An 18,938-nucleotide genomic window follows, 5' to 3' on the forward strand; every position below is an offset into this window, starting at 1 on the left:
CAGCGAGATGGCGGCCACGGTGAGGCCAGCGATCAGATCGCGCCGCAACGCATCTCGGCTGGAGTTACTCATCGGCGCTCACAGGCCTCGAAGCGCGATAACCGCATCGATGATGCCATTTTCAGCGAAGAACTTCTCATTGGCCTCGCGCCAGTCGCGCGCGATGGCGGTCACCGGAACCAGCGTGATCTGGGGAAACTTGACACCCGCCTTGTCGGCAATCCCGGGCTTGTACGGCCGGTAGCCGAGATGGGCGATGGTCTGCTGGGCCGGATCGCTGAACAGAAATTCGAGATAGGCCTTTGCATCCGGCAAAGTTCCATTTTTCTGGACCGTGCTGTCCACCCAGGCAACGCAGGGCTCGGCCAGGATACTGACGGGCGGATATACGATTTCCAGCTTGCCGTTCGACTCCGCCACTTCGCGCAAGGCTTCGTTTTCCCAGCTGAGATGCACGTCGCCGACTTCCTGGACTGCGAACCTGATCGCAGCACCGCGCGCACCCTCATCCAATGATGCAACGTGATGATAGAGCGCCCGAAGATAGGTGACGGCGTCATCCTCGGATCCTCCCCGCGTGACGATCGCGGCCCACGCGGCGAGCGCGGCGAGCTTGCCGTTACCGGAGGTCCGGGGATCCGGCGTGACGATTTCGAGGTCCGGCGCGAGCAGGTCCGGCCAGTCGCGGATGGCGTGCGGATTGCCCTTGCGGACCACGAACACGACGGTCGACGTGTATGGAACGGACCTGTTCGGCAGCCGCTCCGCCCAATTGTCGGCGACGAGACCACGCTTGCGCAACGCGTCGATGTCGGTGGCCAAACCCAAGGTGACAACATCCGCGGGCTGTTCGCCGCTGATCACCTTGCGGGCCTGCCTGGACGAACCGCCATGGGATTGCACGATGGTCAGTTGCCGCCCGGTTTCCTTCGCATAGGAAGTCACGAACAGCGGATTGATCGCCTGGTACAGTTCCCGGGTCGGATCATAGGACACGTTCACGATCTGTGACTTGATGTCATGCGGTAGATTCTTGAGCACGATCGACGACAGCCCGATCAGGACTGCCGCTACCGCTCCCGCATTCAACCAGGTTTGCCAGCGTTTCATGATTTACTCACAGCATCGGGCTCATCCGGCATCGCGACAGGCGATCATCGCCCATCTCCCCGCGACGCCGCGCGCTGACCGAAGGATTCAGTGGTTTCAGCATCTCACCCCGGCACGGGCCCGTCCATGATCGCGGATTTCAAACATTCAAAGAAAAAGAGGAGATCGTTCTCGATCGACCGCGCCGTGGAGATTCATACTGGTCTGAAGAACGACAGACAGGTCCAGCACGTTCTCCACGGGCTTCCGGAAAACGGATGCCCAAGCGACAAAGTCAGATTTACAACTGGACCTGCCGAGGCATCTGGCGGTCAAGGCCGGCGCCAAGGTACCAACCGGTATTCGAGCCAGTTGGCCATCCTGTCGAGGGCGAAGCCGACGCCACCGAGCACGACGATGCCGAGCAGCACCAGATCCATCTCGAAACGCTCACGGCCTGCGATCACCAGCCCGCCGATGCCCGGCCCAGCGGCCATGAAATATTCTGCACCGATGGTGGCCAGCCAGGAATAGATCAGCGCGAGATGGACACCGGTCAGGATCGAGGGCAATGCGGATGGCAGATAGATCAGCACAATGACCTGGCGGCGATTGAACTTGAAGACCTCGCCGACCTCGATGCTTTTTTGCGAGGTGAGGCGAATGCCCTCGACAATATTGAGAATCACCGGAATGGCCGCGGCGAGCGCCACGAACACGACCTTGGCCGCCTCATCGAAGCCGAACCAGATCGAGATCAGCGGTATCCAGGCCAGCAGCGCGATCTGCTTGAGGCCATTGAACCAGCGCGTGAAAATCTTGTCGAAGGTCCGCGACAGCCCCAACGCCAGCCCGACGGCAATGCCGGTGCCGGTGCCGATCGCAAACCCCGTGAGATCGCGCCGCAGGCTGACGATCAGATCGGACAGCAATTCGCCGTTCGTCCATTCGCGCCAGGCCGTTGACGCAACCTTCTCCAGCGGCGGGAGGAACTGCTGATTGAAGAGACCGGAATGACTCGACAGCTCCCACAGCGTCAGAAGACCGAGCGGGAGCGCGAGGCCGCGGAGAAAACCGGTGGGCAGTCGGGCCTCCGGGCTGATCCCATCAAGCGCCATGGATGCGCCACCGCTGCAAATGCTGTTCGATCTTGGCGAGCAGCGTGTCTGTTGCAAATCCGACCAGCCCGATCACGATCATAGCAACCAGCACGGTATCGAGCCAGAACATCTGACGACCCCACACCAGGAGGTAGCCAAGCCCCTCCGATGAGGCCACCAGTTCGACGCTGACAAGGGCGATCCAGGCATGGGTGAGACCGTAACGCAGCCCAGTGAAGATCGACGGGATCGCGCCTGGCAGTACCACCAGCCGCAGCTTCTGCCAGGCGCTGAACTTGAAGGTATCGCCGACCTCGGCAAACTCCAGGGGAACATTGCGGATACCGGCGCTGGTGTTCATCACCACCGGCACGAAGGCCGCCTTGGCAATCACCACGATTTTCAAGGTCTCGCCAATTCCAAGAAACAGCATGGCAAGCGGGATCCACGCCAGCGCCGGCACCTGGGCGATCGCGGTGAACAGCGGACGCACATAGTCGTCGACCCTGCGGGAAAGACCCATCGCGGCGCCAAGTGCCAAGCCGACTGCGGTGCCAGCGGCAAATCCATAGACTACGCGGAGCAGGCTGATTGTTGTGTGCATCTTCAATTCGCCGCTGCGCAACATGTCGAGCAGCGTGGACCAGACCTCGGACGGCGTCGGCAGGATCTGTTGCGGTAACCAGCCCCAATAGGTGCCCGCGAACCAGATCGGCAATACGATGGCAGGAAATACCAGACCCCAGAGCAGAGGAAGGGCACCCCGCCAGAGCCGCCGGAACCAATCGGCCAGCGCATCGGAACCGCGAGCCTGCAATACGTTGCGCCCGATCGAGCGGGCGATCGTCAATTCACTGGTCACGCGGCTGGTCTTTCAATCAGATCCCCGGTCGATCGGGCGAGCGGCGATGGCTTGGGCTCCTGTGCCTCGAGGGCGAGGAGAATTTCGTTGCGAACATGGATCAGGTCATCGTCCGTTCGCTGCCGGGGCCGCCTCGTCGTCACCTCGAAGATGCGGGAAATGCGCCCGGGCCGCGGCGCCAGCACGATCACCCGATCGCCGAGAAAGACCGCCTCATCGACGTCGTGGGTGACCAGCACCATGGTGATCTTCTCGTGGGCCCAGATCTGCTGCAGCTCGATCTGCATTTTGCCGCGCGTCATCGCGTCGAGCGCGCCGAACGGCTCATCAAGCAGCAGGATCTGCGGCCGGTTGACGAGGCCCCTCGCGATCGCCGCGCGCTGCGCCATCCCTCCCGACAATTGATGGGGATAGGCACGCTCGAAACCCTGCAGCCCGACCAGCCGCACATGCGCTTCGATCATCTCCTCCTTTTGAGTCCTGCCGATTGGCGCATTTTGCAGCCCGAGTCCGATGTTGTGCCGCACCGTCGCCCAGGGAAACAGCCGCGGCTCCTGGAATACAATGCCGCGATCCAGGCTGGTGCCGACGATCGGCTTGCCGTCATGCAGGATGTTGCCCTCGAACCCGCGATCGAGCCCCGCGAGCAGCCGCAGCAGCGTTGACTTGCCGCAGCCGCTTGGGCCGACGATGGATACGAACTCGCCCGGCTGAATCGACAATGAAATATCGCTCAGCGCCTCGATAGGCTTGCCGTCGACCTGGAAACGCTTGCTGACATGCTGAACGTCGAGATGTCCGCTCATGGTTCTCCCTGTAGGTGTCCCACGTATCGATCGTCCGCTACCGCCCGGCGACAATGGCCTTGCCGGAGGCATCGTAGGCCTGCCAATAGTTGGTGAGGCCCTGGCTCGCGAGCGCCTTGTCGAGGAAGCTGCGGTCGAACCAGCCCTCGACATCGACGTCCCGCCTGATCAATCCGAACTCCCTCGCCTGCTTGGCCTGGAACCGGTAGTGCTCCAGGATCGAATCGTCGATCAGCGGCGAATTGCGGTACTTCAGCTCCTGACCGGCGAAATCGAAGCGAAAGCCGGAAGCCGGGAAACCGCTGCGCGCCGAAATCTCGAAGAAGGCCTCCCGGTTGGATTCCTCCGAACTCCATTTCGCCGCACGAACGATGGCGTTGACGATTCGCTGGGTGACCTCGGGATGGGCGCGCACAAAAGCCTCCTGCGCGATCAGCGTCGAATGACGCTCGTAGCTCGGGCTGTCGTTCTTGGTCGAATAGATGATCTCGGCCAGTCCCTTGTCGGCGAGGCCGGCGAGTGGAAAATTGCCGAAGGCCGCGTCGATATCCCGGGAGATCAGGGCGGCATTGGTGCCGGCGGTGTCCATATTGATGACCTGCAGATCCTTTTCCTGCAGGCCGTGGCCGGCAAGCGCCTTCACTGCGGCGAGATGGTTGTTGGTGCCGCGGAAGATCGAAACTTTCTTACCCCTCAGATCTTCTATGCGCCTGACTGGCGAACCCTGGGGAACGGCGAGGTAGGTTGGCGAATGGGCGCCCGTCGCCAGCAGGATCTTGGTCTTGAGGCCGTTGGCGCGCCCGATGATCTGGGGCAGATCGCCCTCGAGGGCGAAGTCTAGCTGATTGTTGGCGAAGGCCTCGTTCACGGCAGGACCGGCGCCCTTGAAGAAGGACCATTCGACCTGAACCTCGGGCAGATCGCGCAGCTCGTCATCCAGATAGTGCTCGGAGTGCGCGATCGCGGCCGACGACCCCCCGGAGAATTGCCTGTTGTCCGCACCGGCCGAGGCGAACCCAATCCGGACCCGGAGCGGTTCGGAAGACGCGGAATTGGCGCCGATGCCGAGCGCCAGTGCGAGCACCGCCGAGGCGATCGTCAGAACAAGGAAACGAGACAGAGCGATCCTCATGAAACCGGCCTATTGGTTGAATGCGAAGATTTCTGCTACTCGGCCGCATCGGCGTGCGGAAAGCGGAACGAGTTCGCCGGCCGCCTGAGCCCGAGATGTTCGCGCAGCGTCCGTCCTTCATATTCGGTTCGAAACAGGTTGCGCCGGCGCAGTTCAGGCAGCACCAGCTCGATGAAGTCGGTGAGACCGGTCGGAAGAATGGGCGACATGATGTTGAAGCCGTCGGCGCCATAATTTTGGAAGCGCTCTTCCAGCTGATCTGCGATTTGCGTCGGCGTGCCCACGATCTGCCAGTGGCCGCGGGCGCCGGCGATCCGCAAATAAAGATCGCGAATCGTCAGATTTTCCCGACGGGCCAGATCGACGATCAGCGCCTGGCGGCTCTTGCCGCCCTCCGTCGGCTTCGGCGCCGGGATCGGACCGTCGACGGGGTGATTGACGATATCGGGGTCGCCCAGGAAGGCGGCCAGCAGATTGAGCCCGACCTCCGGCGATATCAGCGCCTGCAACTGTCCAAACTTGTCCTGAGCTTCGGCCTCGCTACGGCCGACAACCGGAAATACGCCCGGAAGGATTTTCAGCTCATCCGGCGCACGGCCATATTTGGCCAGCCGCCCCTTGACGTCGGCATAGAACGCGACAGCCTCGGCCAGCGTTTGCTGCGCGGTGAAAATCACTTCGGCGGTTCGCGCGGCGAGTTCCTTGCCCGGCTCGCTCGACCCGGCCTGCACCAGCACCGGGCGGCCTTGCGGCGAACGAGGGATGTTGAGCGGACCTTTGACTCGATAATACTTGCCGACATGATCCAGGAAGTGAAGCTTATCGCTGTCAAAATAGAGACCCGCGGCGCGATCGCGCACGAACGCATCGTCCTCAAAACTGTCCCAGAGGCGGAGCACCACATCGGCAAATTCCTCGGCCCGGGCATAGCGCTCGGCGTGCGGAATGGGCGCGGCGTGACCAAAATTGAGCGCCGAGCCCGGCTCCCCCGAGGTCACCAGATTCCAGCCGGCCCTGCCGTCACTCAATCTGTCGAGCGAGGCGAACTGCCGCGCCAGATTGAATGGTTCTGTAAAGCTCGTCGACGCCGTGGCGACCAGGCCGATCCGCGACGTCGTCGCCGCCAGCGCCGAAAGCAGCGTCAGCGGCTCGAATGGATAGACGCCGCTATGCGCCTTATGGCGACTGGCATCGATATCGGCGGCTCGCAGCGCGACGCCATCGGCGAGGAAAACCGCATCGAACTTGGCAGCTTCCGCCGCACGGGCAAAATCCACGAAATCGGCGAGGGTTTGACTGTCCGAGGCGTCGGGGTGGCGCCAGGCCGCGACATGGTGGCCGGTGAACATCAGGAAAGCGCCGAGCGATAGTTTTTCCTTGCGATGGGCCATTCTTGTTCTTCCTTCATTATCCTCGGGCAACAGCAACTGCGGCGTACCGCGGAATCGGGTCGTCCGAACCGCCGCCGGAAACGTTTAAGCAAGCGGCTTTTGCGCGGTGGCGAAATGCAGATAGCGTTCGACCCTGATCCCCTTCGGGGTCCGCTTGTCCTCCAGCAATTCCGCCAGCATTGCCCGCACGTGGCCTTGCTCCGTGTCGGAGAGACCGAACAGGAAGTTGCCGAAGGAACTGCTCGCTGACCACCGGATCAAAGTCTCGGCATCGGCATGAAAATCCACCAGGGTGCGGAGTTCGCCGCGATAGCCGTTGAAGCCGGCCGCGGTGACCAGCGCTTCCAGCGTTTCGCCATCAACGCCGAGGCTGGGATGAACGGCGCCGTCAACCTGCACACCTGCCCGGGCAAGGGCCGCACGCACCAAAAGACGCGATTGGTGAGGTTTTGAAGGATCCTGGGTATTGAGGCCGATCCGTCCACCAGCCTTCAGCACGCGAAAAATTTCACGCAACACCCGCGGCTTGTCTTCGATCCAGTGAAACACGCTGTTGAGGTAGACGACGTCGAACTGACCGTCGGCAAATTTCGACAGATCCTCCGCGCGCCCTACCGAAAAGCTCAGGCCCGTTGACGCTCTCGATTGCGCAATCGCGACCCGGTAGCCGAGCGGATCAATGCCGAAGACCTCTCCAGTGGGCGCGACGATTCCGGCGACGTACTGCGCCAGTCGCCCCGTGCCCGATCCAATGTCGAGCACCCTTTCGCCCGGCCCGATACGCAGCGCATCGATCAGTATCTTGCCGTGGTCAAACTGGACAACGCTGGCCTCTTCATAGGTATCGGCCAGCTCCGGGGTGTCCTTCTCCAGGCTGATTGCTGCATGCGCATGTCCCATGAGATTCTCTCCTCGATCGACTGCACAGATGTTTCGGTATTCTGGTCGCAGCCGTGTCGCAACGCCATTGTAGATATTTCGAGTTGTCAAAGTCGATGAAATGAAATTTTCTTGTTGGCGATGGTGCGAGAACATTATCGGCGGAAACTCCCGATAGCGCATGGCATCTGTACTGAGGACGCTGGCGACAACTCAAATAGCTGGGCATTCATTGCGGAGACGTCCGATGCGGCCGTTCACGCCCCGATCGTCGAAGGCGTTCGATATCGCGCAACCGTTCCAAAATTTCTGGCGTGCATACAACGGTCATCACGTCGCGCCGCGAATTATAGTCCATTCATTTCATTGACTATTGAAGTGCGCGATCTAGGCTTCATGCACGGATGCTGAAGACCTGACCAGCCCGTCATGAGAGGACATTCGATGGTTCATTCTCCCCCGGTCGCCGCCTCCGTTGAAACGCTCCGGCTGATCGGGCCCGATCCCCAGAACTGGGTGCCGCCGCGACCCGGCATCGATCACAACGTCGCCGTCGTCGGCGGCGGCCAATCCGGCACGGCCTTTGCGTTCGCGTTGCGGCGAGCCGGCATCGGCGATGTCACGGTGATCGATGGCGCGCCCGATCCGGCCAACGCCGGCGTTTGGCTGACCCGCGCGCGAATGAACAAGCTGCGCACTCCGAAAGCTGTGCCAGGGCCCGAACTCGGGCTACCAGGCCTGAGCTTTCAGGCCTGGTACGAAGCGAACCAAGGCGCCGACGCCTATGCCGCGCTTGATCGCATTCCCCGGATCGAGTGGGCTGCCTATCTGAACTGGCTTCGCGAGACGCTTGCCGTTCCCGTCCGCTATCGCACCCGCCTTACGCGCATCGAGCCGGCTAGCGATCATTTCCGTCTTCACCTCGAAGTGGACGGTCACGCCACGATCGAGACCGCGAGAAAAATCATTCTTGCCAACGGTGTGGGCGGCGGCGGCGGCGCCTATGTTCCGGATGTGCTGACGAGGCGCTTGCCGACCGGCTTCTACGCCCACACCTCGCAAGACATCGATTTCAACGCCTTGCGAGGCAAATCAGTGGCGGTCATCGGCGCGGCGGCATCGGCGTTCGACGCCGCCGCTGTCGCGCTCGAATCAGGCGCGGCCGACGTTCATCTTTTTGCGCGCCGCGATTCGATCGCCTCCCTGCCGGTGATCAGGCTTCGCGTCTACCCCGGCGCCTACGACAACTATTTTGGCCTACCGGACGAATTCCGCTGGCGGCAGGCCGTGCGTTTCCGACAGGCCGGCTCGACACCGCCGGTCGATGCCATCGAGCGTGTGGTCCGGTTTCCGAACTTTCATCTGCACCTGTCATCGACGTGGCAAGCGGCCGAGATCGACGCGAACCGGATCGTCGCCGATACCGGCGACGGCGTTTTCCGTTTCGATTTCGCGATCGCCGGAACCGGCTACTTCGTCGATCCTGAGGCCCGCCCGGAACTCGCCGATTTTGGCGGAAAGATCGCCCGCTGGCGCGACCGCTTCACCCCGCGCGCCGGCGAGGAAGACGACGCGCTCGCGGCCTACCCCTATCTCGGCGCGGCTCATGAATATCTGGAGCGAACGCCGGGCCGCGCGCCCTACCTGAAGGATATTCACGTGTTCAACCCGACCGGCTTCGTCAGCCACGGCCTGCCGATTGGCGACATCCTCAGCTTCAGGCGGCACATTCCAGCCATTGTCGCCCGCATCAGCCGCGATCTGTTTTTCGCCGATATCGATGCCCACGATCAGAGGATCAACGGCCCGATCGCACCGGATTTCAGCCCCGACCTCTACGCGGCTTCAATCTGGACGCCGTCAAGACGCGTTGCCGCGGAATAATGAATTCGATTTTTCGAACCCGCGGAAACGAGTTCCCGCGGGCGACCTTATAAATCTGCGGCGGCCAACGGCAGGCACGACATCAGGCGCGTGCGATCAGGCTACGGCTCTGATCGCGGCCGACAAGGGGAAACACTTCTTCGGCAAACCGCCGCATCTCGGCCTCCAACGGCTGGAATTGCAGCATGAAGAGCTCGATCCCTGCGGCGTGAAACTCGTTGATCCGGCGCGCGACGGTGTCATAGCTCCCAACCAGCCCCGCCGCCGTCCCGCCATTGCTGCCGACGCGCGGTGTCTTCTGCATGGTCTGCATCATCACCACCTTGGGATCGGTATTGGCGCGCTGCACCGCCCGCATCGGCGCATCCTGGGCCGCCAGCGCCAGCAGCCGCTGATGTGCGATGTCGGCTTCTTCATCGGTCTGGCGGGCGATGACGAAAGCGGAAAGCCCGAAACGCAGGGGCGGGCCGAGTCGAGGCCGGGCGGCCACGTCAGCAATCAATGCGGCCACATCCCGCCTGGGTTGGCCATTGATGAACCAGACATCCCCATGCGCCGCGACCAGCTGGCGCGCTGGCTCTGATTCGCCGCCGACATAGATGGCAGGTCGGCTGCGATAGAGATCGCTCGGCCGCAAAGCGTAGTCCCTGACGTCGAAGTTCTCGCCCTTGTGGGTAACGCGCTCGCCGCTGATCAGGCGCGATACCAATGAAATCCATTCCGTCCCGTAAGCGTAGCGGTCGTCATGGTCAGCGAAGCCGATACCGGCCTTTTCAAGTTCGGGACGGTTCCAGGCATTGACGAGATTGATCGCGAACCGCCCGCGGCTGATGTTCTCGATCTGCAGCGCCATCTTGGCCAGCACCACCGGATGAAACAGATACGGTTTAATGGCCGCTATGATCTCGATCCGGCTCGTCAGCGCGGCCAGCGCCGCCGCCGAGGTCCAGGTCTCCAGCTGGTCGAGGTCCTCCTGGTGAGGGTTGATGGTGTGCTGGGCAATCAGTGTTGAATCAAATCCGAGCGCTTCCGCTTCCACCACGATCCTCCTGTTGTGCTCCCAGGACGCATCGTAGGGCTCCTCGGGGTCGTGGTGCGCCGCGCGCGGGCCATGTACCGGCGCCCACACACCAAACCGGAGGGGTCTGACACTCATGGCGGTTTCTCCTCGTAGTCGCCCTTCCATAACGGCCGGCCACTTTCGCATCGGAACACTAAGCGCAACGGGGCCCGCGAATGCAAGCGTCAAAGCCTGCGCGAGCACGCCGTGAAGAAAATCGGCAAAAGACTCTTTCTTTAATCGTCGATCCCGTGAAATTCTTTTTCACCTTCTGCGATCGAGCAAGGTCCCGTCATCGCTGCATGACTTCAACTTCCACGGATCGGGCTTCTCATAGATAAAAACCGTCGCGCGCACGCCCATCGCAGCGTGATTATCGCTATCTGATATCGAGAATGTGTTTCCAGGTAAAAGGTGCTGACGCCACTCTCCCCGGCGTTCTATCATGGATCGGAGGCGAAGGGTCGAATAGCCCGTCGACCCGTCGCCTGACACGGCGATGGCAGGAGATCATCGAGAGTTCACTTTGAGCAGCATCGAGAAGATCGAGACGGATGTCGGCGATACCGAGCGAGGCGCGGCCCGCTCCGGCGCTCGTCCCGCGCTAGGCAATCATGGCCTCCTGATCATCTCCTGGATTGCTCCATTCGTCGTGCTGGTCGCATGGGAATGGCTGGCGCAGAGCGGATGGCTGTCGCCGCAGGTTCTGCCGGCCCCAAGCAAGGTGGCACGCACCGCTTTCAAGCTGCTGCTGTCGGGTTCGCTGCTGAACGACCTTGGCGTCAGCCTGCTGCGCGCGGCGGCGGGATTTGCGATCGGCGGAAGCATCGGTTTTGCGCTGGGAACGCTGGTCGGATTCTCGCGCACCGCGCAGGCACTGATCGACCGCAGCGTCCAGATGATCCGCGCGATTCCCTTTCTCGCCATGGTCCCGCTGGTGATCGTCTGGTTCGGGGTCGGCGAAGGCGAGAAGATCTTCCTGGTGTCGCTCGGCGTGGCGTTTCCGATCTACATCAACACCACGCTCGGCATTCGCCAGGTCGATCCCAAGCTGCTGGAGCTTGGCCGCGTTCAGGGTCTTGGCACCTGGCAGACGGTCGGCCGTATCATTCTGCCGGGCGCGCTGCCATCTGTTCTGACCGGCGTGCGCTATTCGCTGGCGACCGCCTGGCTCGCCCTCGTCGTCGCCGAGACCATCGGCGCCCAATCCGGGCTCGGCTTCCTCGCCATGGACGCCAGGGAATTTCTGCGCACCGACGTGATCGTGCTGACCATCCTGATCTATGCGCTGATCGGTGTCGCCGCTGATTCCATTGCGCGTCTGCTGGAGCGCCGGCTGCTGGCGTGGCACCCTAATTACGGCGACGCCGCACGATGACGCTGCATGCCATACCCGTGCGAACCGTGCCGGCGGTCGTGGTGAACGGCCTTCGGCGCAGCTACGGTGAACGCATCGTCGTCGACAAACTCGATTTACGGATCGAGCGCGGCGAGTTTGTCGCGCTGCTCGGCGAAAGCGGCTGCGGCAAGACCACCTTGCTGCGTGCGCTCGCCGGCCTTGACCCGATCCAGGGCGGCCGTATCGACGCGCCGCGCCGGCCGGCCGTCGTGTTCCAGGAACATCGCCTGCTGCCCTGGGAAAATCTCTGGCGCAATGTGTCGCTCGGCCTGGCCGGCGACAACCCGCGCGAACGCGCGGCCGCGGCGCTCGCCGAGGTTGGTCTCGGCGACCGGCTGGATGATTGGCCGCGCAATCTCTCCGGCGGACAGGCGCAGCGGGTGGCGCTGGCGCGGGCGCTGGTTCAGGAGCCGGAGCTGTTGCTGCTCGACGAGCCGTTCGCTGCGCTGGATGCGCTGACGCGGCTGCGCATGCACGACCTCGTCAAGGAACTGGTCGCGCGTCATCGCCCGGGCGTTCTGCTGGTGACCCATGACGTCGACGAGGCGATCGCGCTTGCCGACCGGATTCTGGTGATGCGCGATGGCATCATCGCGTTCGAGCATAGCGCCACCACACGCGGCGGCGCCACAGCTACGCGCGCGCGGCTTTTGCTGGAACTGGGCGTCACCGCTGGAACAGCACAGGTCGTCTGATCAACAATCCACGGGAGAACTTGCCATGTCCGGGTCTATTTTGTTGCCATCACGCCGTCGTTTCCTGGGGTCGTCGCTGGGCGGTATCAGCACGCTTACCGGATTAGTTTTCGCGCAACCCGGACAGGCCGGCGAGGAGTCGACAGGGCGAAAGACCGATAAGGTCCGCCTCACCTGGGGATTTGGCGGATTGAACCTGATCGCCAAGGAACGCGGTGAGTTCGAGAAAATCCTCGCCAAGGACAACATCAAGGTCGAGTGGCTCGGCCCTTTCCCCAATCACGCGCCCACCATGCAGGCGGTGACCGGCGGCAGCGCCGATTTCAGCTTCGGCGGCAGCACGACGCCCGCTCTGGCGGCGATCATTGCCGGATCGCCGCTGGTGTTCACCCAGTTCGTGGTCTACGAGCCGCGAACCACGGCCATCATCGCCAAGGATGATTCCGGCATCAACAAGATCGAGGACCTTGTCGGCAAGTCGGTTGCCGTGAACCGCTCGGGCCTCGGCGAGTTTCTGCTGGTGGCTGCGCTTGAAAAGCACAAGGTCGACCGCTCGGCGGTCAAATTCGTCTATCTCAATCCGCCGGACGCGGCTCCGGCGCTGGCATCCGGAAAGGTCGATGCGTGGTCGATGTGGAGCCCGGGCGTCGACATCGCGCGTCTCGACTACAAGGCCCACGATCTCTTTCTCGAAGGCAGGGATCTCGATTTTCAGATCGATTTCATATCATATTTGACCACCCGGCAATTTGCTGCCGACAATCCGGCCCTGATACGCGCCGTCAACGCAGCCTTCGCGGCCGAGGTGCAATGGATTGCCGAGAACACCAGGGAGTCCGAATACATCGCGCAGAAAAAAGCCGGCTACAGCGACGCGATCCGCGACCAGTTCGTCGCCCTGAACCGGTCGTACCGGCTTTACCCCGTCAGCGACAAGGCATTCCTCGAAGGCCTGCAGAAGGCGGCGGACTGGCTCGTCGCCCGCAAGGTGCTGCCCGAACCGGTGACCGTATCCGATCACCTGGCGGTGCTGTGACACCTGGCTTTGACCTCGATCTCCGCAGCGCTTCGCGCGCAAATATCAGGAACAAACAACCATGAACAAGCCGTTATCAAGCCTTTCATTCCGCTTTCCGCAACCGCTATCGGCGCATTCTTCCGACTTCTTCCGACTGGCAAATACTGTTCGACCACATCGCTGAGGGCGAAGCCGAGCGCGAGCGCGAGCGCGTCCTGCCCCATGATGCAATCGATCTTATCCGTCGCTCCAGGTTCGGTGCGCTGCGCATTCCGAGCGCCGACGGCGGTGGCGGAAGTTCGGTCCGCGAGTTGTTCGAGCTCGTGATTCGGCTCGCGACGGCCGACCCGAATGTGGCTCATATCCTGCGCAATCACTTCAGCGTGGTCGAGCGTTTCGTGCGGGCGCCGCAGGACGACCAAAGCCGGAAATGGCGCAACGACGTCGTGGACGGCGCCATTATCGGACTTGCCACCACCGAGCTGGAAAGCCCGAAGATCGGCGATGTCATACCGGCGACGACGGTAACGCCCGACGGGGATGGCTATCGGTTGAACGGGACCAAATACTATAGCACCGGCACCCTGTTCGCGGACTACGTGCTGGTTCGCGTCGCCGATTCCAAAGGTGCGCTGGCGGCAACCATCATTCCGGTCAAGCGCGACGGCGTGGAACTGGTGGATGACTGGGATGGCTCGGGGCAGCGCCTTACCGGCAGCGGCACTACGCACTTCCGCAATGTGCGCGTCGAGGCAGCCGAGGTGATTTTCGATGCTCCACATCTCGGTTATGGCGTCGCCTATTCCAACACCTATGCGCAGCTGTTCCTGACCGCGGTCAATGCCGGCATTCTCGCGGCCATTGAGAGAGACGCGACGGCGCTGGTCCGGCGCCGCGCACGCAATTTCTACTATGCGCCCGCGGAGCGCCCTGCCGATGATCCGCTGCTGCAGCAGACCGTCGGCCAGATTTCGAGCCACGCTTTCGCTGCCAGGAGTATCGTTCTTGCCGCCGCCGATGCGCTTGACGCGGCAAGCGTGGCCTTCACCGAGGATGCCGCGAAATTCGCGCCGGCCCTGGACGCGGCGCTTGCGTCATCCAAGGCCAAGGTGGTGGTCGACGAACTCACCATCCGCAGCGGCAGCCTGCTGTTCGACGCCGGCGGCGCGTCGGCGACGAAGAAGACCGACAATCTCGACCGTCATTGGCGCAATGCGCGCACGCTCGCATCGCACAATCCCGGCACCCACAAGGCGCGTGCGCTCGGCGACTACGCGATCAATGGTACGCCACTTCCGGCCATGGGCTTTTTCTGATCGGGCACGGGCCTATCGATCAGGTGACTGCGTGTTTCTCGACAAATTTGACAGCGTCGCCGACGGTCAAGATCGTTTCTGCGGCGTCGTCGGAAATCTCAACACCAAATTCCTGCTCGAACTTCATCGCAAGCTCAGCCATGTCCAGGCTATCGGCTCCGAGATCATCAAGAAAACTTGCGCTTTCGGTGACCACGTCAGAATCAACGAAAAGCTGTTCGACCACGATCGCCCTGGCGCGTTCGATAATTCTGTCGCGTTCGATTACGTCGAGCATGTGCCTCTCCGATTGACTGTTAAATCATCGCAAGACCGCCACTCATCCCGTCGGAAGCCTACGTACGCCGCATCGCAGACTCGCTGCTGCTAACACCGCGCCGCGTCATTTTCCGCTGTAGATCTTGGTGTTGTCGGCGTCAATTTGATGGATGAGCCCGGCCACTCAATGATCCGCGTTTCACGACCCTCAGTCTGTTGTTTTGCATTCTCGCCGTGGAAGACGATGAATGAATATTCATCATACAGCCACGTTGGGAATATTTCATTTCGTTTTTGAGGCTTCGGGGAGAACACGGTTCTCCCCGAAGCAGCCATGTTCTAATGAAAGAGCGGTACGAATCGGCGTATTTGCACCGCTCATCCGGGCTCAGGCAATGGCCCGCGCCAGATGGGCGAACAGGCTGTCGGGCCGCGGCAGGCCATAGTGATCGCGCAGCGTGGCACCTGTATAATCCTCGCGGAACAGCCCTCGCTTGCGCAGGATCGGAACGACCTGCTCGACAAAGGCATCGAAGCCGCCGGTCAGCCAGGGCGGCATCACGTTGAAGCCGTCGGCGGCGCCATTTTCGAACCAGGTCTGGATGTTATCGGCCACCTCTTCCGGCGTTCCAGCGATCACCCAGTGACCACGTCCGCCGGCCAGCCGCCGCAGCAGCTGTCGAATGGTCGGCCGCTCGCGATCGATGATATCGACCACCAGCTGAAAGCGACTGGCGACGCCGGCCGGGCCTTTGGTATCGATCAGATGCCGGGGAAACGGCGCATCCAGGTCATGGCCTGAGAGATCGACCCCAATCATGCGCCGTAGTTGCACCAGCGAATATTCCGGCTGGATCAGATCATCGAACTCTTCCTGGAGAGCCCTCGCTTCGCTCTGCGTGCTGCCAATGAAAGGACTGATGCCAGGCAGTATCTTGACATGCTCGGGCTTGCGGTCGAACGCCTTGGCTCGGCTCTTGATGTCGGAATAGAACTGCTGGGCGCTACCGAGCGTCTGGTGCGCCGTAAAAATTGCCTCGGCGAAACGCGCAGCAAAGGCGCGGCCATCATCGGACGATCCGGCTTGCACATAGACCGGCCGGCCCTGCGGCGACCGCGCGGTGTTGAGCGGACCGCGCACGCGGAAATGCTTGCCGACATGATCGATGCTGTGGATCCTGTCGGTATCGGCGAAAATGCCTGAAGCCGGATCGATGACGAGCGCGTCATCCTCCCAGCTGTCCCATAATTTGGTCACGACATCGAGAAACTCCTTCGCCTTCTCGTAACGTTCGCCATGGGGCGGGTGCTCGGGCAATCCGAAGTTCTGCGCCGCCTGCGGCGCGCTGGTGGTCACGATGTTCCAGCCGGCGCGACCATGGCTGATATGGTCCAGCGAGGCGAACAGCCGCGCCAGATTGTAGGGCTCGCTGTAGGTCGTCGATGCCGTGGCGATCAGGCCGATCCGGCTGGTCACGGCCGCGATCGCCGCGAGCCATGTGATCGGCTCCAGCCGAAACCGCGCGGCATAGCGGATGTTGTCGGCAAGCGCCGGGCCGTCGGCGAAGAAGACCGCGTCGAATTTCGCGGCCTCCGCCCGGCGGGCAAGCTCCTGATAATACTCGATATCGAACGCACGCTGCGGCTCGGACCCCTTGTAACGCCAGGCCGCCTCGTGATGGCCGCCGGGATAGATGAACAGATTGAGTGTAAGCTGGCGTCGGCCGGTCATTCCCAATTCTCCGCTAATCGTACCCTGCGTCTCATCGCAAAGCGCATCTGCGAGCCCGCAGACCCGCCATCGCTGAAGCGCCTATCGCCTAGTTGAAGAGGTCCGGCTCGGCCGCCGTGATCCAGTCCCACAACGGCTGGAAACTGAAATATCCGCCTCTGTGGGTCCCGACCTGGGAGGCCGTCAGCCTGGCTATCTCTGGGGCAATGGGTTTTGGGGTTCCCGCCGCTTCCGCGAGCAGCTGCGTGCGCGCGGCATTGTCCATCGCGATGAACCACCAGGCGGCGGCTTCGATGGTCGGACCGACGGTCAGAAGCCCATGGTTTTGCAAGATCGCCGCCTTTTTCGACCCCAGCGCCGCGGCGATCCGCTTGCCTTCGTCGGGATCGAGAACGACACCCGAAAACGGATCGAACAGCACATGGTCTTCATAGAAGGCGCAGGAATCCTGTGTCAGCGGGTCCAATAGCCGCCCCAGGGCCGACCAGGCCTTGCCATAGGTGGAGTGCGTATGGGCCGCCGCGATGACTTGCGGATGCTCAGCATGGATCGCCGAATGAATCACGAAGCCGGCCTGATTGATCGGCTGGTCACCGATCAGGATGGTGCCATCATGGCCGACCAGTTGCAGATCCGAAACCTTGATCTGTCCGAAGTGCTTCGACAGCGGATTGATCCAGAAGCGATCGGGAAATTCGGGGTCGCGCACGGTGACATGTCCGGCCAGTCCCTGGTCGAAGCCGTAGCGGGAAAACAGCCGGAAAGTCGCCGCCAGCCGTTGCTTCCGGTGCAGCCGCTCCTCGGCAAAGGAGGCAGCCGGCGTCCGTTCGACCAGCGAATACCGCCGCGGAGTATCGACGATCTTGTTCATGTCAGCTCCTCTCGATGGTTTGTCGCGCGATCAAGACGACTAAAATCATCTCGTCATCGCAGTTTGTGGAATACCAGCGTCCGAAGTTCGATGCTTTCACGCGGCGCCGCGTCGGGCGGCGTCGTCGGATCGGTGAATGCGGTGTGCGGCACAAACCTGGTCCGCCCGTCGGTCTCCGAATCGTAGCACTTCAACAGCAAGGCCTCGTCGACCGTCATGTCGGGAAAATACAGCCAGCGATGATCGGGGTTGTATTTGACGGCATAAATCTCACCGCTGCGGTTCGGGTAGATCAGGTCGGAGGCGACGAGATCGCCGGGCGCAACGGTTGCGCCATCGCACATCGCCAGCGGTGCGTCGCGGAGCGGACCCTTGATCGGTCGCCAGAGGTTGATGACCTGAACGCGCCCCTTGAGCAGTTCTTCCGCTTCGGCCGGGAGATGCTCCCGAACCCGATTGGGACCGGATGTCGCGGTCTGGTCGACATGAACACGGGTGGCGGGCTGCCGCGGAGCAGCGCCGCGAACATCCGGCGCGCCATCGACCCGTTTGCGAACGGTATGGTCGAAGATGAAGACGCGATCCGCCCGTAGCGTCGCCTGCAGGAAGGCTTCCGCGGCTGGGTAATAGACGTTCCTTACCTCCTTGTCGTCATAGAAATCCCTGACCACCGTGGGATGTCGCACCAAAGCGAAGCCTTCGCGGTCCAGCGAGACGCTGCTCGCAATCGCGCGGGCGTTGAACACCGGCACCTCATGCGGCTCCGGCAACGCTGTCGTTTTCGGCTCGCCCGGCGGCGGGTCGAAAGCGTAGGTCCGTGGTTTGTTCGGCGTCGGCGCCAGATAATTGAGCTCGGCAACCACGAAAGGAAGCGATTCGACGTTGCGTTGGTGCAGGCTCATGGTTGTCTCCGGAATGCGAAAGCTGAACTCAATGTTGGCCCGTGCGCCGAACGCCGGCAAGTTCGGAACGGAAATAGCAACGTCGCCTCTCCTTACGATCGCGAATGGAGAAATTCCTTTCGCGTGGATGCACTTGCCCGGACGTTTTCCTGCCGTGAAAGGCGGGCGCTTCACCCGCCCAGACGACACTTCCGGAGGCAAGAAGTTGCGCGCCGCGTTAGCCGCGGACGAGAGATGGTTTGTTGCTTAAACCAGGCTGAGTTTGGAATGGCCATCGGGAGCGGTTTGCCGTCATTTGGGAGGGTTCAATCATTATTGGTAAGTCGGCCCGTCATGCCCCAGTCGCTTGCGATCATCGATTTTCACAGCCATCACGTTCCCGCTAGCTGGCCGCTGACAACACTCTCGAATTTCCACCCGAGCCAGCGGGCGCGATGGGAACGCATCAATCGCCGTCTCGCTGACCGCCGCGCGCTCACCGAAGCGATCGATAGCGGCGACCTTGACGGGCGCGTGGTGAATATTCCAACCGCGTTGTTCTCTG

At 62.0% G+C, this 18,938-nt stretch carries 19 protein-coding genes; 6 read left to right on the top strand and 13 right to left on the bottom strand.

Annotated features, from left to right (window positions below; translation table 11 throughout):
• Nucleotides 1-78: 78 nt before the first annotated feature.
• From ABSG20_RS15780 to ABSG20_RS15810, 7 genes are all read right to left on the bottom strand, one after another.
• Nucleotides 79-1,110 (bottom strand): sulfate ABC transporter substrate-binding protein, encoded by a 1,032-nt coding sequence (locus tag ABSG20_RS15780; RefSeq protein WP_423865439.1) that lies wholly within the window; start codon nucleotides 1,108-1,110, stop codon nucleotides 79-81.
• 311 nt (nucleotides 1,111-1,421) lie between these two features.
• Entirely contained in the window at nucleotides 1,422-2,207 is a 786-nt protein-coding gene (locus tag ABSG20_RS15785) for an ABC transporter permease (RefSeq protein ID WP_423865440.1), read from the bottom strand.
• Nucleotides 2,197-3,051: an ABC transporter permease gene (locus ABSG20_RS15790; RefSeq protein ID WP_423865441.1), complete on the bottom strand. Its 855-nt coding sequence runs from the start codon at nucleotides 3,049-3,051 to the stop codon at nucleotides 2,197-2,199. Before ABSG20_RS15790 ends, ABSG20_RS15785 begins: the two co-directional genes overlap by 11 nt.
• On the bottom strand, nucleotides 3,048-3,857 hold the full coding sequence (locus ABSG20_RS15795) for an ABC transporter ATP-binding protein (protein ID WP_423865442.1): 810 nt from the start codon (nucleotides 3,855-3,857) through the stop codon (nucleotides 3,048-3,050). The genes ABSG20_RS15790 and ABSG20_RS15795 overlap by 4 nt, the downstream gene beginning before the upstream one ends.
• 37 nt (nucleotides 3,858-3,894) lie before the next feature.
• Nucleotides 3,895-4,989 carry an ABC transporter substrate-binding protein gene (locus ABSG20_RS15800; protein ID WP_423865443.1) on the bottom strand — a complete coding sequence of 365 codons (1,095 nt, stop codon included), beginning with the start codon at nucleotides 4,987-4,989 and terminating at the stop codon, nucleotides 3,895-3,897.
• Nucleotides 4,990-5,024: 35 nt separating this feature from the next.
• Nucleotides 5,025-6,380, bottom strand: coding sequence for an LLM class flavin-dependent oxidoreductase (locus ABSG20_RS15805; protein WP_423865444.1), 1,356 nt, complete (start codon nucleotides 6,378-6,380; stop codon nucleotides 5,025-5,027).
• Between the two features lie 84 nt (nucleotides 6,381-6,464).
• Entirely contained in the window at nucleotides 6,465-7,415 is a 951-nt protein-coding gene (locus ABSG20_RS15810) for a class I SAM-dependent methyltransferase (protein WP_423865445.1), read from the bottom strand.
• A gap of 288 nt (nucleotides 7,416-7,703) precedes the next feature.
• On the opposite strand from ABSG20_RS15810, the gene ABSG20_RS15815 reads away from it, so the two are divergent.
• Nucleotides 7,704-9,143 (top strand): NAD(P)-binding domain-containing protein, encoded by a 1,440-nt coding sequence (locus ABSG20_RS15815; RefSeq protein ID WP_423865446.1) that lies wholly within the window; start codon nucleotides 7,704-7,706, stop codon nucleotides 9,141-9,143.
• Between the two features lie 82 nt (nucleotides 9,144-9,225).
• Here the strand turns inward: ABSG20_RS15815 and ABSG20_RS15820 are convergent, their stop codons facing one another.
• The gene (locus ABSG20_RS15820) at nucleotides 9,226-10,299 is read right to left on the bottom strand and encodes an LLM class flavin-dependent oxidoreductase (RefSeq protein ID WP_423865457.1); all 1,074 of its coding nucleotides are present in this window, start codon (nucleotides 10,297-10,299) and stop codon (nucleotides 9,226-9,228) included.
• A 430-nt stretch (nucleotides 10,300-10,729) separates the two neighbouring features.
• Here ABSG20_RS15820 and ABSG20_RS15825 point away from each other — a divergent pair, with 430 nt between their 5' ends.
• Genes ABSG20_RS15825 through ABSG20_RS15835 form a run of 3 tightly spaced genes read left to right on the top strand, consistent with a single transcriptional unit; the run spans nucleotide 10,730 to nucleotide 13,333 of the window.
• Nucleotides 10,730-11,581 (top strand): ABC transporter permease subunit, encoded by an 852-nt coding sequence (locus ABSG20_RS15825; RefSeq protein ID WP_423865447.1) that lies wholly within the window; start codon nucleotides 10,730-10,732, stop codon nucleotides 11,579-11,581.
• Nucleotides 11,578-12,297, top strand: a complete 720-nt coding sequence (locus ABSG20_RS15830; protein WP_423865448.1) for an ABC transporter ATP-binding protein — start codon at nucleotides 11,578-11,580, stop codon at nucleotides 12,295-12,297. The genes ABSG20_RS15825 and ABSG20_RS15830 overlap by 4 nt, the downstream gene beginning before the upstream one ends.
• 25 nt (nucleotides 12,298-12,322) lie before the next feature.
• On the top strand, nucleotides 12,323-13,333 hold the full coding sequence (locus tag ABSG20_RS15835; RefSeq protein ID WP_423865449.1) for an NrtA/SsuA/CpmA family ABC transporter substrate-binding protein: 1,011 nt from the start codon (nucleotides 12,323-12,325) through the stop codon (nucleotides 13,331-13,333).
• On the opposite strand, the gene ABSG20_RS15840 is transcribed toward ABSG20_RS15835, so the two are convergent.
• Entirely contained in the window at nucleotides 13,315-13,677 is a 363-nt protein-coding gene (locus ABSG20_RS15840; RefSeq protein ID WP_423865450.1) for a hypothetical protein, read from the bottom strand. The genes ABSG20_RS15835 and ABSG20_RS15840 overlap by 19 nt on opposite strands.
• Between ABSG20_RS15840 and ABSG20_RS15845 the strand changes: the two genes are divergently transcribed.
• Nucleotides 13,669-14,631 (top strand): acyl-CoA dehydrogenase family protein, encoded by a 963-nt coding sequence (locus ABSG20_RS15845; protein ID WP_423865451.1) that lies wholly within the window; start codon nucleotides 13,669-13,671, stop codon nucleotides 14,629-14,631. The two genes, ABSG20_RS15840 and ABSG20_RS15845, sit on opposite strands and share 9 nt — an antisense overlap.
• Nucleotides 14,632-14,650: 19 nt before the next feature.
• Here ABSG20_RS15845 and ABSG20_RS15850 read toward each other — a convergent pair whose 3' ends face one another.
• The 4 genes from ABSG20_RS15850 to ABSG20_RS15865 form a co-directional block, all read right to left on the bottom strand.
• A complete protein-coding gene (locus tag ABSG20_RS15850; RefSeq protein ID WP_423865452.1) occupies nucleotides 14,651-14,908 on the bottom strand; it encodes an acyl carrier protein in 258 nt (85 codons plus the stop codon).
• A 369-nt stretch (nucleotides 14,909-15,277) separates the two neighbouring features.
• Nucleotides 15,278-16,621 (bottom strand): LLM class flavin-dependent oxidoreductase, encoded by a 1,344-nt coding sequence (locus ABSG20_RS15855; RefSeq protein WP_423865453.1) that lies wholly within the window; start codon nucleotides 16,619-16,621, stop codon nucleotides 15,278-15,280.
• Between the two features lie 88 nt (nucleotides 16,622-16,709).
• Entirely contained in the window at nucleotides 16,710-17,492 is a 783-nt protein-coding gene (locus tag ABSG20_RS15860) for a class II aldolase/adducin family protein (RefSeq protein ID WP_423865454.1), read from the bottom strand.
• A 53-nt stretch (nucleotides 17,493-17,545) separates the two neighbouring features.
• On the bottom strand, nucleotides 17,546-18,394 hold the full coding sequence (locus tag ABSG20_RS15865) for a CmcJ/NvfI family oxidoreductase (RefSeq protein ID WP_423865455.1): 849 nt from the start codon (nucleotides 18,392-18,394) through the stop codon (nucleotides 17,546-17,548).
• 333 nt (nucleotides 18,395-18,727) lie between these two features.
• Between ABSG20_RS15865 and ABSG20_RS15870 the strand changes: the two genes are divergently transcribed.
• Nucleotides 18,728-18,938: hypothetical protein (locus ABSG20_RS15870; RefSeq protein WP_423865456.1), on the top strand; the 211-nt coding region annotated here is incomplete at its 3' end.

This window comes from Bradyrhizobium sp. (genome assembly GCF_049512235.1).
Taxonomy (GTDB): Bacteria; Pseudomonadota; Alphaproteobacteria; order Rhizobiales; family Xanthobacteraceae; genus Bradyrhizobium.

What these genes read in the sequence shown, in the direction of transcription:
- ABSG20_RS15780 (WP_423865439.1), bottom strand. Translation starts at nt 1,110, where the DNA reads ATGAAACGCTGGCAAACCTGGTTGAATGCGGGAGCGGTAGCGGCAGTC.
- ABSG20_RS15785 (WP_423865440.1), bottom strand. Translation starts at nt 2,207, where the DNA reads ATGGCGCTTGATGGGATCAGCCCGGAGGCCCGACTGCCCACCGGTTTT.
- ABSG20_RS15795 (WP_423865442.1), bottom strand. Translation starts at nt 3,857, where the DNA reads ATGAGCGGACATCTCGACGTTCAGCATGTCAGCAAGCGTTTCCAGGTC.
- ABSG20_RS15800 (WP_423865443.1), bottom strand. Translation starts at nt 4,989, where the DNA reads ATGAGGATCGCTCTGTCTCGTTTCCTTGTTCTGACGATCGCCTCGGCG.
- ABSG20_RS15805 (WP_423865444.1), bottom strand. Translation starts at nt 6,380, where the DNA reads ATGGCCCATCGCAAGGAAAAACTATCGCTCGGCGCTTTCCTGATGTTC.
- ABSG20_RS15810 (WP_423865445.1), bottom strand. Translation starts at nt 7,415, where the DNA reads ATGTTCTCGCACCATCGCCAACAAGAAAATTTCATTTCATCGACTTTG.
- ABSG20_RS15815 (WP_423865446.1), top strand. Translation starts at nt 7,704, where the DNA reads ATGGTTCATTCTCCCCCGGTCGCCGCCTCCGTTGAAACGCTCCGGCTG.
- ABSG20_RS15820 (WP_423865457.1), bottom strand. Translation starts at nt 10,299, where the DNA reads ATGAGTGTCAGACCCCTCCGGTTTGGTGTGTGGGCGCCGGTACATGGC.
- ABSG20_RS15830 (WP_423865448.1), top strand. Translation starts at nt 11,578, where the DNA reads ATGACGCTGCATGCCATACCCGTGCGAACCGTGCCGGCGGTCGTGGTG.
- ABSG20_RS15835 (WP_423865449.1), top strand. Translation starts at nt 12,323, where the DNA reads ATGTCCGGGTCTATTTTGTTGCCATCACGCCGTCGTTTCCTGGGGTCG.
- ABSG20_RS15840 (WP_423865450.1), bottom strand. Translation starts at nt 13,677, where the DNA reads ATGAGCCACATTCGGGTCGGCCGTCGCGAGCCGAATCACGAGCTCGAA.
- ABSG20_RS15850 (WP_423865452.1), bottom strand. Translation starts at nt 14,908, where the DNA reads ATGCTCGACGTAATCGAACGCGACAGAATTATCGAACGCGCCAGGGCG.
- ABSG20_RS15855 (WP_423865453.1), bottom strand. Translation starts at nt 16,621, where the DNA reads ATGACCGGCCGACGCCAGCTTACACTCAATCTGTTCATCTATCCCGGC.
- ABSG20_RS15860 (WP_423865454.1), bottom strand. Translation starts at nt 17,492, where the DNA reads ATGAACAAGATCGTCGATACTCCGCGGCGGTATTCGCTGGTCGAACGG.
- ABSG20_RS15865 (WP_423865455.1), bottom strand. Translation starts at nt 18,394, where the DNA reads ATGAGCCTGCACCAACGCAACGTCGAATCGCTTCCTTTCGTGGTTGCC.